The organism is Catenulispora sp. EB89 (assembly GCF_041261445.1).
GTDB lineage: Bacteria > Actinomycetota > Actinomycetes > Streptomycetales > Catenulisporaceae > Catenulispora.
The window spans coordinates 76457-92512 of the sequence record NZ_JBGCCU010000013.1 but is presented as its reverse complement, the minus strand read 5'-3'; the positions used below and the strand labels follow the sequence as shown (position 1 = coordinate 92512).

Here is a 16056-nt window from a genome sequence, read left to right as displayed (position 1 = left end):
AAGCTGGAGCGATGAACGAGGACGCCCTCACCCGCATCGCCGAGCTGGTCTCCGAACGCCCCGGACGCGCCCAACTGCACGTCCTGCACCACGGAGCACCGATCCTCGACGTCTGCGTGAGATGCGACCCCGACACTCAGTTCCTCCTGTGGTCCACCGGAAAACCGTTCACCGCGATGGCCGTCCACCTCCTCGCCGAACGCGGCGCCCTCGACCTCGACGCCCCGATCGCCGACCACTGGCCCGAATACGGCCGCTCCGGCAAGCACGCCGTGACGCCCCGCCACGCGCTCACCCACTCCACCGGCGCGCCCCTGTCCACGTGGCACGTCGTCGGCGACGCCCTGATCATGCACGACTGGGACCGCTCGACCCGCGCGGCCGCCGCGGCGAAGCCGAAGACGGAGCCGGGCCGCTCCTCCGCGTACCACATCCTCAGCCACGGCTTCATCCTCGGCGAACTCCTCCAACGCGTCACCGGAACGCCGCTCGCCGAGTATCTGAGGACTGAGTTATTCGCTCCGGCCGGACTGGACGACACCACCCTCGGACTCCCGCCGTCCGCATGGAACGAGCGAACCGTCCTGGAACTGTCCAAGGCCCCGAGAACCTCGTTCCCGGACCGCCTGAAAGTGGCCCGCTTCGACAAGAAGTTCGTCCGCACCGCCCCGATCCCGGCCGCGACCGTCCACTCCACAGCCCGCGACGTCGCACGGTTCCACCACCTGCTCCTGAACGGCGGCAGCCACGACGGCGTCACCCTCTTCAAGCCGGAAACCGTGCAGGAGGCGCTGAAACCCGCCTTCACCGACGCCGAGGCCATGCGCGTCGACCCGGTCATCGGCCACGCCGTCCGCTGGTCCCCGGGCTTCCAACTCGGCTGGGGCACCATGCCGATCGAGACCGTCAAGCCCTTCGGCCGCACCGCGGGCAAGGAGGTCTTCGGCCACAACGGCAGCAACTACTGCAACGCCTGGGCCGACCCCGAGCACGACCTCGTGGTCGCCTACCTGTCGAACCACATGACCCCGCGCGGCCCGGCGCTCGCCTGGCAGACCGAGCTCAGCGATCTGATTCGCGCCGCGGTCAGCCGGCCGAGCTGATCACGGCAGCCGCTTCGACCGCGTCCGCCCCTGCGTTCTGGCCTTCCTCGCCGCAGCCCGCTGTCCGGGCACATAAGGCTGCGCCGCCAACGGCGTCGCCACCCACGGCACGAACGGCCACGCCGCCGACAGCGCCAGCACCGCGACCGCGGCCACCCCGAAGCCGGCCGCCGCATAAGACGCCCGCAGCAGCGCGGCGACCGCCGTCGCCAGCACCAGCCCGACTAGCGTCCAGTCCGGGATCCGGTTGCGGTGCAGGTTGATCGCGATCCGGTTCCGCAGCAGCCGGCGGATCCGCGGCCGGCCGAACGCCGCCGCCACGGTCAGCCACACTGCGAGTTCCACCAGGTCGCCGGCCACGATGTGGTGCGGGTTCGCGTCGGAGTCGTGGGTGCGGCCGGCGAACGTGAACCGGGTGATCTGGTCGCGCCAGACCAGCACGGGCATGGTGTCGCCCTGGTTCACCGAGCCGGACAGGTCACTCGAGGAGCTCAGGTCGACCCAGTCGTCCTGGCCGCCGATCTGCGGGGCCAGGAGCGCCGAGGTGGTGTAGCCGTGGGCGTTCTTGCCGGTGTTCTTCGTGACGTCGACCAAGGCCACGCTGGCATTGGTGCGCAGCACGCAGCTCTCGGTCGCGTTCGTCACGCCCTGGCAGTACGGCGCGTGGTCGTAGGCGTTCTGGTCGCCCTGGTGCGCCGCCAGCGTCAGCGCCGCGTCCACGGTGAACACCGTGGCGAGCACCGCGACGATCCCGGCCAGCACCGTGCCGATCCACCGCACTATCCGGGTTCTGCGCTGGACCTTCACCATCCGCCCCGCCGGGTCCATCATGTCCCGAGTCCGCCCCGTTTTCGCCACGGCGGGAATCTTACGCGCAGGTCACGGGGACCGGACCTGGGGTTCTCGCGCGGCGTCCACTTCCCGGACGCGGCTGGAAGGGTAGAGTCCACAGTGCGAGAATGAACGTCTCAAGCTGAGCCCCGCGAGTCGATGGACCGCGAAAGGCTCGATGGACAGATACAGATCGGAGCCGCGCATGCCAGCCCTGCGGTCGCGTACCAGCACCCACGGACGCAACATGGCGGGGGCGCGCGCGCTTTGGCGGGCCACCGGCATGGGGGACGACGACTTCGGCAAACCGATCGTCGCCATCGCGAACTCCTTCACCCAGTTCGTCCCGGGCCACGTGCACCTGCGCAACGTCGGCGAGATCGTCGCCGACTCGGTGAAGGAAGCCGGCGGCGTCGCCAAGGAGTTCAACACCATCGCCGTCGACGACGGCATCGCGATGGGCCACGCCGGCATGCTCTACTCGCTGCCCAGCCGCGAGCTGATCGCCGACGCCGTGGAGTACATGGTGAACGCGCACTGCGCCGACGCGCTGGTGTGCATCTCCAACTGCGACAAGATCACGCCCGGCATGCTGATGGCCGCGCTGCGCCTGAACGTCCCGACCGTGTTCGTCTCCGGCGGGCCGATGGAGGCCGGCAAGACCACGGCCATCGAGGGCGTGGTGCACTCCAGGATCGACCTGATCGACGCGATGATCGCCTCGGCCAACGACACGGTCACCGACGAGCAGCTCGGCGACATCGAGCGCTCCGCCTGTCCGACCTGCGGCTCCTGTTCCGGCATGTTCACCGCGAACTCGATGAACTGCCTGGTCGAGGCCCTCGGCCTGGGCCTGCCCGGCAACGGCTCGGTGCTGGCCACCCACGAGGCCCGGCGGCAGCTGTTCGAGCGCGCCGGCAGCACCGTCGTGGAGCTGGCGCGCCGCTACTACGACGGCGACGACGAGGCGGTCCTGCCGCGCGCGATCGCCACCCCGGCCGCGTTCGGCAACGCGATGGCCCTGGACGTGGCCATGGGCGGCTCCACCAACACCGTGCTGCACCTGCTGGCCGCGGCGCAGGAGGCCGGCGTCGGCTTCGGGCTCAAGGACATCGACCACGTCTCGCGGCGGGTGCCGTGCATCGCGAAGGTCGCGCCGAGCAGCCAGTTCCACATGGAGGACGTGCACCGCGCCGGCGGCATCCCGGCGATCCTCGGCGAGCTGCACCGCGGCGGGCTGCTGGACCCGGAGGTGCACTCGGTGCACGCGCCGACCCTGCAGACCTGGCTGGACGAGTGGGACGTGCGCGGCGGCAAGGCCTCCGAGGCCGCGACCGAGCTGTACCACGCGGCGCCCGGCGGCGTGCGCACCGTCGAGCCGTTCTCCACCGCGAACCGCTGGGCCAGCCTGGACACGGACGCCGAGAACGGCTGCATCCGCGACCTGGCGCACGCCTACACCAAGGACGGCGGCCTGGCCGTCCTGTGGGGCAACCTGGCGACCGACGGCGCGATCGTGAAGACCGCCGGCGTGGACGAGAAGATCTGGGAGTTCTCCGGGCCCGCGCGGGTCTTCGAGTCCCAGGACGACGCGGTCGAGGCGATCCTGGCCAAGAAGATCGTGCCCGGCGACGTCATCGTGATCCGCTACGAGGGCCCCAAGGGCGGCCCCGGCATGCAGGAGATGCTTTACCCGACGTCCTTCCTCAAGGGTACGGGCCTGGGCGCCAAGTGCGCTTTGGTCACCGACGGCCGCTTCTCCGGCGGCTCCTCGGGGCTGTCTATCGGCCACATCTCCCCGGAGGCGGCGTCCGGCGGCGTCATCGCGCTGGTGGAGGAGGGCGACACCGTGAAGATCGACATCGCCACCCGCACCCTGCACCTGGACGTGGACCCGGAGATCGTGGAGGAGCGCCGCGCGAAGCTGCTCGCCGATCTCGGCGGCTACCGGCCGCGCGACCGCGACCGCCAGGTCTCGGTGGCGCTGCGCGCCTACGCCGCCCTGGCCTCCAGCGCCTCCACCGGCGGTGTGCGCGACCTCGGCCAAATCGGCGCCTGAGGCGTGGCAGCGGCCCAGCACCCCCTGCGGATCGGCGCGAAGCTGGTCCCGCAGGGCACCACCATCGCGGCGCTGCGCGCCTTCTGGCGCCTCGCCGACGAATCAGGGTTCGACCACCTGTGGGTCTACGACCACCTGGCCGGTGCCGGCAACCTGGCCACCGTGACCGAGCCGGACCCGGCGATCGAGCTGTACGACGGCTGGTCGCTGCTGGCCGCCATGGCCTCCGAGACCCGCCGGGCGCGCATCGGCGCCATGGTCACGGCGAACACCTTCCGCCACCCCGGAGTGCTGGCCAAGATCGCCACCACCGTCGACCACCTGTCCGACGGCCGCCTGGAGTTCGGCATCGGCGCCGGCTGGTCCGAGTACGAGCACCGGATGTTCGGCCTCGAGCTCGGTGGCGCGCGTCAGCGTATTGAGAAGCTGGACGAGGCGCTGCGGATCATCAAGGCCCTGTGGTCTCCGGAGCCCTTCACCGACTTCGCCGGCGAGCACTACACCCTCGACAAGGCGGTCCACGCGCCCAAGCCGGTGCAGACCCCGCATCCGCCGATCTGGCTCGGCGGCACCGGCGAGAAGCGGATGCTGAAGCTGGTGGCCGAGCAGGCGGACGTCTGGAACACCGTCAACCACGACGGGGTCGAGGAGGCCGCGCGGCTCTCCGGCGTCCTGGACCGCTGGTGCGCCGAGGTCGGCCGGGACCCGGGGGAGATCCGGCGCTCGGTGCAGCTGCGGCCGGACCCGCGCCGGGTGGTGGACGACGTCGCGCCGTGGCTGGACGCCGGTTTCACCGAGATCGTGCTGTTCTTCGCACCGGAACAGCCGCTCGCCGACCTGGAGAAGGTCGCCGAGCGGCTGCCCGCACTACGTGCTCTGATCTAGTTGTTCTGATCTGTATCTGATCTAAAACCTAGCCCCTGTTCAAGGACCGGGTCGTCAGTTCACGTTCAGACCGGTGTCGTCGATGACGAAGGAGGTCTGCAGCGAGGCGTCCTCGGTGCCGGTGAACTTCAGGGTGATGGTCTGGCCGATGTAGCTGGCCAGGCTGAAGGAGTGCTGGGTGTAGCCGCTGTTGTGGTTGAGGTTGCTGTAGGTGGCCAGGGTGCCGAGCACGGTGCCGGAGGCGTTGAGGACCTGCACCGACAGCTTGTCGTAGGCGGTGGTGGTCGTGGTCTCCGCGGTGTCGATGTGCAGCCAGAAGGAGAAGTTCGCCGTCTTGCAGGTGGAGGCGATGCTGACCTTCTGCGACAGGGTGTCGGTGTGGGTGGTGCCGTAGCCGTCGAGCCAGGCGTCGTAGCTGCCGGAGTGGGCGGGCTCGGAGGTGGTGTCGCTGTTGATGACGCCGGAGGTGGCGGACCAGGGGGTGGCGCTGCCGGTCTCGAAGCCGGGGTTGCCGAGCAGCTGGGCCGCGGTGCAGCCGCCGCCACCGGAGGAGGCGACGGTCCAGGTGAAGGAGGTCGAGCCCGAGGCGGTGCCCGAGGACGCCGTCACGGTCACGTTCGAGGTGCCGGCCGCGCTCGGGGTGCCGGTGATGGCGCCCGAGGAGCTGATCGACAGGCCGGCCGGGAGACCGGTGGCCGAGTAGGTCAGCGACTTGCCGGCGGAGTCGGTCGCCGAGATCTGCAGGGTGCTGATGGCAGTGCCCTGCGTCGAGCTCTGGTTACCGGGGTTGGTCACGGAGACCGTCTCGGTGCCGCCCTGGGCGTTGACCGTCCACGAGAAGGAGGTCGTGCCGGTCGCGGTGCCCGAGGAGGCGGTGACGGTCACGGACGAGGTGCCGGTGCCGGTCGGGGTGCCGGTGATGGCGCCCGAGGAGCTGATCGACAGGCCGGCCGGCAGCCCGGTGGCCGAGTAGGTCAGCGACTTGCCCGCGGAGTCAGAGCCGGAGATCTGCAGGGTGCCGATGGCGGTGCCCTGCGTCGAGGTCTGGTTGCCCGGGTTGGTCACGGAGACCGTCTCGGTCGTCCCGTGGTTGATGATCGGGTGCGACAGGGCACAGGCGTTGGTGTCGTTCGACCACGACGCCTGCTCGGGGTACGTGCCGAAGGAACCGAAGGAGACGTTGCCGCCGCCACCGGTGGTGCCGGGGGCCAGCCACGCGCACTCGTCGGAGTTCTCCTGGCCGTTGTAGGACGACCCGGTGTTGTTGGTCCAGCCGCCGGCCGGGTTCTGGTCGGACATCATCTCGTGCCACTCGTGGCCGAGGGTGATGGTGTAGCCGTCCAGGGTGCCGGGGGAGTTGACGAAGCCCACGCCGCAGCCGGCGCCGGAGTCCATGTTGTACGGCTGGTTGGAGAAGGCGATGTCGCCGTAGGGCGAGGTCACGGCGCCGCCGGTGAGGGTGGAGTCACCGTTGTAGTCGTGCCAGGCGCAGTACTGGCCCTGGTAGTTGTCCGGGTTGGTGCCGGTCGGGGACAGGATCACGTAGTACGCGTTACGGTTCGCGGCCGCGGTGGTGTTGCTGAAGTGTGCGGCGGCGTTCACCGCCTCCTGGCCCAGCTGGTGGCCGGACGCGGCGCTCGGGGAGGCGCCGGAGTTGTCGTACCAGACACCGGCGAGCACGCCGCCGGACTGGTAGTTGATGTACTGCGAAGCCGGCAGGTTGGTCGGGCAGGAGACCGCACCGGTCGCGACGCCCGCACCGTCACACCACTGCGTCAGGTCCGCCGACCACAGCTCGTTGTTGGTGCCGATGCCCTTGAACATCTGCTGCGCGACCGAGGCGCCGCCGTCCGGGTCGCCGGTGAACTTGGCGTTGCCGTTGGAGTCGGTGCTCTCAGTGCCCCACTGGCTGCCGTAGAAAACCAGGTAGACCTTGCTCTTGCCGCCGTCGTTGACGCCTATGCCGTCGATGCCGCCGCCGTAGGACAGCGTCTCCGGACCGGTGGCCGCGTTGGTGGCGTTGGTGCTGGGGTGCGCGGCGTTCCAGGCCTTCTCCTTCTGGTTCTGCTGGATCGTGGGGACGGCCCCGTGCCGGTAGGGGTGGCCGTACGTGGGGTCATACGGGTTCTGCGTGGTGGTGCCGGAGCTGCCGGCGTCGGCGCCGGAGGGCGCTGTCATCGCCGCTCCGTTCGCGGCGGAGGCGAACAGCGTGATCGCCGCTGCGGCAAGGCCTGCCGCCGCTCTCAGTGGGACCCGGTGCACGTGGTGTTCCTCTCCGAACCGGTTCACGGTCCAGTCTTGGAGGGTGGGGTGTAAGGACACGTACCGACCGGGAAATTAGGGGGCTTTCGGTTCGCCGTCAACGCACATCGCCGGTAAATATTCTGTAAACCCGGGGAAGCGCCGTCAGAATTAGCGTGCGGAGGGTCTGCCGCAAGGGGTGGGTAAGGGCGTCGCAAGAGGCTTCTGTGACGGTTAATGCCGAGGTCAACACCTGGAGACAGCATCAAGGCCCGCTGATCCCGGGGATCAGCGGGCCTTGATATTCAGAGCAAATTCAGAGGTTCGGGAGAAGGTGTCTAAAGGTCTTGTCCCGCGAGCCTCGCGAAGAGATCGAGCGGGAAAAGATCAAGCAGATCAAGCCTGTCCTTCGTCGTCCACCCGGACCGTGCCGATCCCGGCCTCGGTGAGCCCGGGAAGGATCTTCTCGGCGTCGCCCTCGATCACCACCACCGCGTGCTCGGGGAACAGCCGCTTGGCCGCGGCGGCGTCCACCTCGTCCTTGGACAGCTGCGTGTACTCGGTGTACTTGCGGGTGTAGTAGTCGTCCGGCAGCCCGAACTCCACGATCTGCGCCAGCGCGCCGCCGACCGAGCCGGGGGTCTGCAGCGCGATCGGCAGCGAGCCGGTCCGGTAGGCCTTGGTCGAGGCCAGCTCGTCGTCGGTCACGCCGCCGGTCTTGATGCGCTCGATCTCGGCCAGGGCGTCCACCGCGGCGTCGGCGGTCACCTCGGTGTGCACCGACGCGGTCGCAGAGAACACGCCGCTGTCGCGGCTCAGGTCGAAGCCGCCGCGCGCGCCGTAGGTGTAGCCCTTCACCTCGCGCAGCTGGTGGTTCAGCCGCGAGTTGAAGGTGCCGCCGAGGATCGTGGCCATGGCCTCGATCGCCGTGTAGTCCGGGGTGTCGCGGCGCGGCGCGTGGTGCGCGATCGCCAGCACGGACTGCACCGCGCCGGGCCGGTCCACCACCAGGATCTCGCGGTCCACCAGGTCGCGGGCGCCGGTCGGGGCCGGCGGCGCGACCTCCGGGGCGGCCTGGCCGAGCAGGACCTCGCCGAGCGCGGCGACGTCCACCCCCGACAGGTCGCCGGCCAGCAGCAGGGTGCCGCCGAGGGCCAGGTGCGCGCCGTGGAACGCGCGGACGTCGTCCAGTGTCAGGGCACTGACGGAGGCGACGGTCCCGGTGTCCTGCTTGCTGTAGCGGCTCTCCGGCAGGTACAGCCCGCGGTTCAGGGCCTCGTTGGCGCGGGTGCCGGGCATCGCCCAGGCGGTGGTCAGCTTGGCCACGCGGTCGCCGCGGACCCGGTCGAAGTCGTTCTCGGCCAGCCGGGGCCGGCGCAGCGCCTCGGCGAGCAGCGCCAGCGCGGCGCCGAGCCGGTCCACCGGCGCCTGGACGCCGACCCGGAGCACGTCGGCGTCGACCGAGCCGGACCAGGAGGCGCCCAGGGATTCCAGGGCCAGGGCGAAGTCGTCGCCGCTCTTGAGCTCCGTGCCCTCGCGCAGCAGGTCCGCCGTGATCTTGCCGACGCCCTCCTTGCCCGCCGGCTCCCGGACGAATCCGGCCTCCAGCAGCACCCCGGCGTAGGCCATGCGCTGGCCCGGCAGGTGCGCGGCGACGATCTGGCCGCCGGGCAGCGTGGTGCGGGTGACGGCCGGGAACTCGTACGGGCGCGGAGGACCGCCGGCCGGACGCTCGGTGACCAGGGTGTTGGTGCTCATGCGTCGGCCTCCTGGGCGTCGTCGGCGCCGGCGTCCCCGTCGGTCTCGGCCTCCGGCGTCGCGTTCGTCACGTACTCGATGACGACGCGGTTGTCGTCGGGAAGGATCAGGGCGGCGGTGCGCTGCATGTCCTCGGCGGTGACCGCCTCCAGACGCGCCAGGTACTCGCGCACGATCTTCGGGTCGCGCTCCAGGGTCGCGTACTGGCCGAGCAGGTCGGCCCGCCCCCCGAGCTCGCTGACGGCCCGCAGCCAGTCGCTGGTGAGCAGCGCCTTGGCCCGGCCGAGTTCGGCCTCCGACACCGGCTCGGTGCCGTCGGCCAGGCCGTCGAGCACGGCGGTGAACTCCCGCTCCACCTCGGGCGCCTCGACGCCGTCGCGCGGGCTGAACAGCGCGAAGAAAACCGAGGCGCCGTAAGCCAGATTCCATACCGAGGTGTAGGACTCCTCGCGCTGCGCGAGGTTCTTCTCGGTGACCAGCTTGCGGTACAGCCGCGAGCCGCGGCCCCGGCCCAGGACGGTGGCCAGCACCTCGACGGCGGTGAAGTCCGGGTGCCGGGCGTCCGGGGCGCGGAACATCATGAACGTCATCGGGCGCGGGACCGAGTCGTCCGGCTCCACCCGGCGCCTGGTCTCGCCGATCTTGATCTGCGGCAGCGTGCCGTCCGGCGCGGCCGGGATGTCCCCGTGCCGCTGGATCCCGCCGAAGTACTTCTCCGCCAGGCGCACGACTTCCTCGGCGTCGACGTCGCCGGCGACCGTGAGCACCGCGTTGTTCGGCGAGTAGTAGACCGCGTTGAAGTCCTGGAAGTCCTCCAGGGCCGCTTCCTGCAGCTCGTCCATCGAGCCGATGGTGGTGTGGTGGTACGGGTGGCCCTCGGGGAAGGTGAGCTGGAGCGCGTACTCCACCCAGCGGCCGTAGGGCGGGTTGTCGTACCGCTGGCGCCGCTCGTTCTTCACGACCTCGCGCTGGTTGTCCAGGGTGTCCTGGGTCAGGGCCAGCGAGCCCATGCGGTCGGCCTCCAGCCACAGCGCCAGCTCCAGCTGCGAGGAGGGCATGACCTGGAAGTAGTTGGTACGGTCGGGGCTGGTGGTGGCGTTGATCGCGGCGCCGCCCGCCGCCGTCACCCACTCGAAGTGCTCACCCTTGGCCACGTGCGACGACCCCTCGAACATCAAGTGCTCGAACAGGTGCGCGAAGCCGTGCTTCCCGGCCCGCTCGTGGCGCGAGCCCACGTCGTACCAGAGGTTCACGGCGGCGATCGGCGTGGTGGGATCGGCGCTGACCACGACGCGCAGTCCGTTGTCGAGCACTGCTTCGTGGATCGGCCAGGGGAATGATGCGGCGGCCTTCTCGGCCTCTGGCGTACCCGGTTCGCTCTTGACCTCTGTCACGTTTGCCAGTCAACGCGATCGGTCGCCGGTTCGTCCACTCAACGCGCAGACCGTCCCGGCGGCGCCGGGAGGCTCGGGTCGGTACGGGCCGGTACGGGCCGGTGCTGGCGCGCCCTCGCGCGGCGTTTGCTACTCACCAGTCCGCCACCCGGTCGCCCCGGCCGTTGGCCGCGCGGACCGACTAACGTAACCGCGTGCCCAAGGACCGCAATCTCGCGTTCGACCCGATCGAGCGCGCCTTCCAGTCGTGGACGGACCGCTGGGGCGAGTCCACATCGATGCTCGCCATCACCTCGGTCATGCGCGCGCAGCAGCTGCTGCTGGCCCGGGTCGACGCGATCGTCAAACCCTACGAGCTCACCTTCGCCCGCTACGAGGCGCTGGTGCTGCTGACGTTCAGCCGGGCCGGATCGCTGCCGCTGTCGAAGATCGGGCAGCGCCTGCAGGTGCATCCGACGTCGGTGACGAACATCATCGACCGGCTGGAGAAGTCGGGCCTGGTGGCCCGGCGCCCCAACCCCGACGACGGCCGCGGCACGCTGGCCGAGATCACCGCCAAGGGGCGCGAGGTCGTGGAGGACGCCACGCGCGACCTGATGGCGGCCGAGTTCGGGATGGGCGCGCTGAGCCCGGAGCAGCACCGCGAGCTGTTCGCCGTGCTGCGCGACCTGCGGGTCGCCGCCGGCGACTTCGAGGTCTAGCGATCTGACGGAACCACAGCTCAGAGCGCCTCTGCTCGCATTTAGTAGGACGTCCTAGTAAAATCTCGGGGTATGGACTCCGAGCAGATTTCCGCAGGCCGCGACCGCTGGCAGGCGCGCTACGACGCCGCGCGCAAGCGGGACGCCGATTTCACCACGATTTCCGGCTCCGACGTCGAGCCGGTCTACGGCCCGCCGGAGGGCTCCGAGATCCCCGACTTCGAGCGCATCGGGTGGCCGGGGGAATTCCCCTACACGCGCGGGATCCACCCGACCGGGTACCGCGGCAAGCCGTGGACCATCCGGCAGTTCGCCGGCTTCGGCAACGCCGAGCAGACCAACGAGCGCTACCGGATGATCCTGGCCAACGGCGGCGGCGGCCTGTCCGTGGCCTTCGACATGCCGACGCTGATGGGGTACGACTCCGACTCCGGCCGCGCCCTCGGCGAGGTCGGGCACTGCGGCGTCGCCATCGACTCCGCGGCCGACATGGAGGTGCTGTTCAGGGACATCCCGCTGGGCGACGTCACCACCTCGATGACGATCAGCGGCCCGGCGGTCCCGGTGTTCTGCATGTACCTGGTCGCCGCCGAGCGTCAGGGTGTGGACATCGGCCGGCTCAACGGCACGCTTCAGACCGACATCTTCAAGGAGTACATCGCGCAGAAGGAGTGGCTGTTCGACCCCGAGCCGCACCTGCGCCTGATCGGCGACCTGATGGAGTTCACCGCCGAGAAGGTGCCGGCGTACAAGCCGCTGTCGGTGTCCGGCTACCACATCCGCGAGGCCGGGTCGACGGCCGCGCAGGAGCTGGCGTTCACACTGGCCGACGGCTTCGGCTACGTCGAACTCGGGCTGTCGCGCGGCATGGACGTCGACGTGTTCGCCCCCGGCCTGTCGTTCTTCTTCGACGCGCACGTGGAGTTCTTCGAGGAGATCGCCAAGTTCCGTGCGGCCCGCCGCATCTGGGCCCGCTGGATGCGCGACGTCTACGGCGCCAAGACCGAGAAGGCGCAGTGGCTGCGCTTCCACACCCAGACCGCCGGCGTGTCGCTGACCGCGCAGCAGCCGGACAACAACGTGGTCCGCACCGCGATCGAGGCCCTGGCCGGCGTCCTGGGCGGCACCAACTCGCTGCACACCAACGCCCTGGACGAGGTGCTGGCCCTGCCCTCGGCGAAGGCGGCGGAGATCGCGCTGCGCACGCAGCAGGTGATCATGGAGGAGACCGGCGTCGCGAACGTCGCCGACCCGCTGGGCGGCAGCTGGTACGTCGAGGCCCTGACCGACCGCATCGAGGCCGAGGCCGAGGCGATCTTCCAGCGCATCAAGGACCTGGCACCGAACGGCGCTCAGCACCCCGTCGGCCCGATGACCGCCGGCCTGCTGCGCGGCATCGAGGACGGCTGGTTCACCTCCGAGATCGCCGAGGCCTCGTTCGCCTACCAGCGCTCGGTCGAGAAGGGCGACAAGCGCATCGTCGGCGTGAACGCCTACACCGACGCGATCGACGAGCCGCTGGAGATCCTGCGCGTCTCGCACGAGGTCGAGCGCGAGCAGGTACGTGTCCTCGGCGCGCGCAAGGAGCAGCGCGACAGCGCCGCGGTCGAGGCGGCGCTGGCGACGATGCTGGAGGCGGCGCGCAGCGGGGCGAACATGGTGCCCTCGATGCTGGACGCGGTACGCGCCGAGGCGACGCTCGGCGAGATCTGCGACGCGCTGCGCGCGGAGTGGGGCGTCTACCGGGAGCCCGCCAGGATCTGAGTTCTCTGACAGCTGCAACTGCCGGCCGGGCCCGAAAAGGGCCCGGCCGGTTTTGTCATGCGGCCGCGGCGGCAGGCGTGGCGTCATCAGCCTCCTGCGCCCGGGCCCGGGCCGCGGCGACATAGCGCCCCGTGAAGACCATCGGCACGACGAACGCCGCGACCTGAACCGTGGAGCGCAGCGCCACCGAGGAGTGCGCCAGGAACGCCAGCGCGACGGCGCCGATCACGAAGCTCGCGGTCCACACCGCCGTGATGACCACGTTCACCCGCAGGAAGGCCGGGTGGTCCCAGGCTTCGCGCGGCATCTCCTGCTTGGCGATGCCCAGGGTGAACGGTTCGCGTACGGCCAGGGACCCGAGGCCGATCAGTCCGAGCGCGCCGGAGGCCAGCGCGGGGGTGTAGGCGTGCAGGGCGGTGTGCGGGTCGGCGAACGCCAGCACGGTCAGCGCGGCGAAGTAGGCCGCCGAGCCGATGGCGATGATCTGGGCGTCCAGGGGCAGGCCGGCGCGGGTCTGGCGGACCACGCCGAACACCGAGATGGCGAGTGCGGCCAGCGCCGCCCAGGTCCACGCACTGCCCGGGACGACCGCGAAGGCGATCCAGGGTGCGAAGGCGAGGAGGTACGCCACGGGGGCTCCTTCCGAGAGCTACCGACGTTCCAAAAGTGGACGGTCCACTTGTGACAGGTCGAAGTTAGAAGGTCCTGTCCTGACGTGTCAATCGTGGAAGGTCGTGATAGACCTGGCGGAGGATGATCGATCGACGGACGGACCGTCGCACCGGAAGCGAGGCGGATCGGCGTGAGCCTGCGACACGCACTGCTCGGCCTGCTGCACGAGCAGCCGGCCAGCGGCTACGACCTCATGCAGGTCTTCAACGCCTCGCTGCAGAACATCTGGCCGGCCACCCAGAGCCAGGTCTACTCCGAGCTGACCAAGCTCGCCGCGTCCGGCCTTCTGACGGTGTCCGCCGAAGGCCCGCGCGGGCGCAAGGAGTACACGCTGACCGACGCCGGCCGCGCCGAGCTCCAGCACTGGCTGGTGGAAGTCGAGACCGACGTGCACCCGCGCAGCGAGGGGCTGCTGAAGGTGTTCCTGCTCGGCGCCGTCTCCCGGGAGCAGGCCACCGGGTTCCTGGCGTGGCTGGGGGAGACGGCCGACCACGACGTCGCGGCGCTGGAGGCACTGGACGCGTCCATCGAGTGGGAGGACGAGGACTTACATGTCTATGGACGCCTGGTGCTGGAGTTCGCCAAGCGGCTGGCGGCCATGAGCCGGGAGTGGTCGGACTGGGCTGTCGAGCAGATCAATGCTTCCGGCGGTGCGCCGGGTCAGCGGCAGCAGCCACAGCCGCAGCAAAGCCCCGACGCTAGATCCCGCCGCTCAACCGCAGCTGCGCCAGCCCGGCCAGCACCACCGACACGAACCGCGTCAGGTAGTCCTGATCCACCGGCTGCCCCTTGATCAGGATCCGGTGCACCAGCGTCCCGCAGATCATGTCGAAGATCAGGTCGATGTCGGTCTCGCCCTCGACCTCGCCGCGGGCGCACGCGCGCTCCCAGGCCTCGTACACCAGGTGCCGCTGCGGATCGATCACCTTGCCGATCACCTTCGCGCGCAGCGACGGGTCGCGGTCGGCCTCCGCCGACAGCGCCAGCAGCGCCGCCTGGGTCTCCGGCAGCTGGAGCAGGTCCACGTACTGGCCGACGGTGGCCAGCGCGTCCTGCAGCATCGAGCCGCGGTCCAGGACCTCCAGGTGCGAGAACAGCTCCGCCATCGCGTCCACGACCAGGTCGGCCTTGCCCGGCCAGCGGCGGTACAGGGTGGTCTTGGCGACGCCGGCGCGCGAGGCCACCTCGGCGATGGTCAGGTCCGGCCAGCCGCGTTCGGCGAGCAGGGCGCGGGTGGCGGTGAGGATGGCGATGTCGGCGTCGGCGTTGCGCGGGCGGCCTCGGGTGCGGGCGCCGCTCGGCAGTGCTCGATCTGCTCGCTCTGAAGGATCGCATGTGTCCTCGGACCCCGACGCCATGGCCGCCGCCTCCTTCTTCAAGTCGCTCGTCGTCGGATGCCCGGTATACCGGTGCGTACTCGCGAGCTCCTGGTGACAGCTTGTTCACCCGATCTTCACGCGGTCCGGTCTTTTGCGATACGCTTCGACGCGTATCTTAATGACGAGTCTTGCTTCCACGAGCGGGACACGCAAGTGCGCCACCCCCTCCAGGTGGGGACCCGGAGGGGAGTTGGCGTGAGGTTAGCCGGAAAGGGGAGGATGGCGCCATGAGACAGCGACCTCAGATCCCCGGGATGGCTGCCGGCGGAGGCGCCGGCCTGCCCGCCTCAGCTTTGCGAGGCGTGGTGGACCTCGGGGCCCTCGCCGCGAAGCCGCAGGCCGCAGCGCCGGCGTCGGCTCAGGCGGCCCCGGCCGACGGCGGCGCGCCGGGCTCCGGCCCGGCCGGCGACGGTACCGGCTCCATCGCCTCGCCCCTGGTCTTCGACACTTCCGACGCCACTTTCGACGCCGACGTCATCGAACGCTCGATGACGGTTCCGGTGGTCATCGACTTCTGGGCCGAGTGGTGCGGCCCGTGCAAGCAGCTCTCCCCGGTGCTGGAGCGGCTGGCCGGCGAGTACGGCGGCCGCTTCGTGCTGGCCAAGCTGGACGTGGACGCGAACCCGCTGCTGGCGCAGGAGTTCGGCATCCAGTCCATCCCGATGGTGATGGCCGTGGTCGGCGGCCGGCTGGTCCCGCTGTTCCCGGGCGCGGTCCCGGAGGCGCAGGTCCGCCGCTACCTGGACGAGCTGCTGCGGCTGGCCGCCGAGAACGGCGTCACCGGCACCGCCGACGGCCAGGCCCCGGCCGAGCTGCCCGAGCCGCCGATGGACCCGGCGCTGGCCGCCGCCTACACCGCGCTGGAGGACAACGACCTCGACGGCGCCGCGCAGGCCTTCCGCGACGTGCTGGCCGCCAACCCCGGCGACTCCGAGGCCAAGTTGGCGCTGGCGCAGGTCGAGCTGATGCTCAACACCCGCGACCTGGACGCCGGCCAGGTGCAGGCGGACGCCGAGGCCAAGCCGGACGACGCCGCGGCCCAGATCGCCGCCGCGGAGCTGGACCTGTCCACCGGCCGGGTGGAGGCCGCGATCGACCGGCTGGTGGCCTTCGTGGCCCGCAGCGCGGGCGCCGACCGGGACGCCGCACGGGTGAAGTTGCTCGACTTCTTCGAGCTGCTGGGCCCGGAGGATCCGCGCACCGCGGTGGGCCGCCGCAAGCTGACCAGCGTGCTGTTCTGAGCGTTGCTCAAACCCGGCTCAGCGGGTC

Annotated in this window: 13 protein-coding genes; 7 read left to right on the top strand and 6 right to left on the bottom strand. The window is 70.4% G+C overall.

From position 1 onward, the window contains the following. Positions 1 to 11: 11 nt before the first annotated feature. A complete protein-coding gene (locus tag ABH920_RS26255) occupies positions 12 to 1103 on the top strand; it encodes a serine hydrolase domain-containing protein (RefSeq protein ID WP_370351787.1) in 1092 nt (363 codons plus the stop codon). On the opposite strand, the gene ABH920_RS26250 is transcribed toward ABH920_RS26255, so the two are convergent. Beyond that, entirely contained in the window at positions 1104 to 1961 is an 858-nt protein-coding gene (locus ABH920_RS26250; protein ID WP_370351786.1) for a hypothetical protein, read from the bottom strand. A gap of 178 nt (positions 1962 to 2139) precedes the next feature. Between ABH920_RS26250 and ilvD the strand changes: the two genes are divergently transcribed. Then, on the top strand, positions 2140 to 3993 hold the full coding sequence (gene ilvD / locus ABH920_RS26245; RefSeq protein WP_370351785.1) for a dihydroxy-acid dehydratase: 1854 nt from the start codon (positions 2140 to 2142) through the stop codon (positions 3991 to 3993). A gap of 3 nt (positions 3994 to 3996) precedes the next feature. Next, positions 3997 to 4878: a TIGR03560 family F420-dependent LLM class oxidoreductase gene (locus ABH920_RS26240; protein WP_370351784.1), complete on the top strand. Its 882-nt coding sequence runs from the start codon at positions 3997 to 3999 to the stop codon at positions 4876 to 4878. Between the two features lie 54 nt (positions 4879 to 4932). On the opposite strand, the gene ABH920_RS26235 is transcribed toward ABH920_RS26240, so the two are convergent. The 3 genes from ABH920_RS26235 to ABH920_RS26225 all read right to left on the bottom strand — a co-directional run bounded on the left by ABH920_RS26235 (position 4933) and on the right by ABH920_RS26225 (position 10271). Continuing rightward, the gene (locus ABH920_RS26235; RefSeq protein ID WP_370351783.1) at positions 4933 to 7056 is read right to left on the bottom strand and encodes a putative Ig domain-containing protein; all 2124 of its coding nucleotides are present in this window, start codon (positions 7054 to 7056) and stop codon (positions 4933 to 4935) included. Positions 7057 to 7515: 459 nt separating this feature from the next. Continuing rightward, positions 7516 to 8877, bottom strand: coding sequence for a M16 family metallopeptidase (locus ABH920_RS26230; RefSeq protein WP_370351782.1), 1362 nt, complete (start codon positions 8875 to 8877; stop codon positions 7516 to 7518). Further along, a complete protein-coding gene (locus ABH920_RS26225) occupies positions 8874 to 10271 on the bottom strand; it encodes a M16 family metallopeptidase (protein WP_370351781.1) in 1398 nt (465 codons plus the stop codon). Before ABH920_RS26225 ends, ABH920_RS26230 begins: the two co-directional genes overlap by 4 nt. Before the next feature lie 194 nt (positions 10272 to 10465). Here ABH920_RS26225 and ABH920_RS26220 point away from each other — a divergent pair, with 194 nt between their 5' ends. Both ABH920_RS26220 and ABH920_RS26215 read left to right on the top strand, forming a co-directional pair. Further along, on the top strand, positions 10466 to 10972 hold the full coding sequence (locus tag ABH920_RS26220; protein WP_370351780.1) for a MarR family winged helix-turn-helix transcriptional regulator: 507 nt from the start codon (positions 10466 to 10468) through the stop codon (positions 10970 to 10972). 72 nt (positions 10973 to 11044) lie between these two features. Then, positions 11045 to 12736 (top strand): methylmalonyl-CoA mutase, encoded by a 1692-nt coding sequence (locus ABH920_RS26215; protein ID WP_370351779.1) that lies wholly within the window; start codon positions 11045 to 11047, stop codon positions 12734 to 12736. Positions 12737 to 12791: 55 nt separating this feature from the next. Here ABH920_RS26215 and ABH920_RS26210 read toward each other — a convergent pair whose 3' ends face one another. Then, a complete protein-coding gene (locus ABH920_RS26210; RefSeq protein ID WP_370351778.1) occupies positions 12792 to 13367 on the bottom strand; it encodes a hypothetical protein in 576 nt (191 codons plus the stop codon). A gap of 171 nt (positions 13368 to 13538) precedes the next feature. Here ABH920_RS26210 and ABH920_RS26205 point away from each other — a divergent pair, with 171 nt between their 5' ends. Continuing rightward, complete coding sequence (locus ABH920_RS26205; RefSeq protein WP_370351777.1) at positions 13539 to 14201, top strand: PadR family transcriptional regulator; 663 nt, start codon at positions 13539 to 13541, stop codon at positions 14199 to 14201. Here the strand turns inward: ABH920_RS26205 and ABH920_RS26200 are convergent. After that, positions 14107 to 14766, bottom strand: a complete 660-nt coding sequence (locus ABH920_RS26200) for a TetR/AcrR family transcriptional regulator (RefSeq protein ID WP_370351776.1) — start codon at positions 14764 to 14766, stop codon at positions 14107 to 14109. The genes ABH920_RS26205 and ABH920_RS26200 overlap by 95 nt on opposite strands. 248 nt (positions 14767 to 15014) lie before the next feature. Here ABH920_RS26200 and ABH920_RS26195 point away from each other — a divergent pair, with 248 nt between their 5' ends. After that, on the top strand, positions 15015 to 16028 hold the full coding sequence (locus ABH920_RS26195; protein ID WP_370351775.1) for a tetratricopeptide repeat protein: 1014 nt from the start codon (positions 15015 to 15017) through the stop codon (positions 16026 to 16028). Positions 16029 to 16056: the final 28 nt, after the last annotated feature.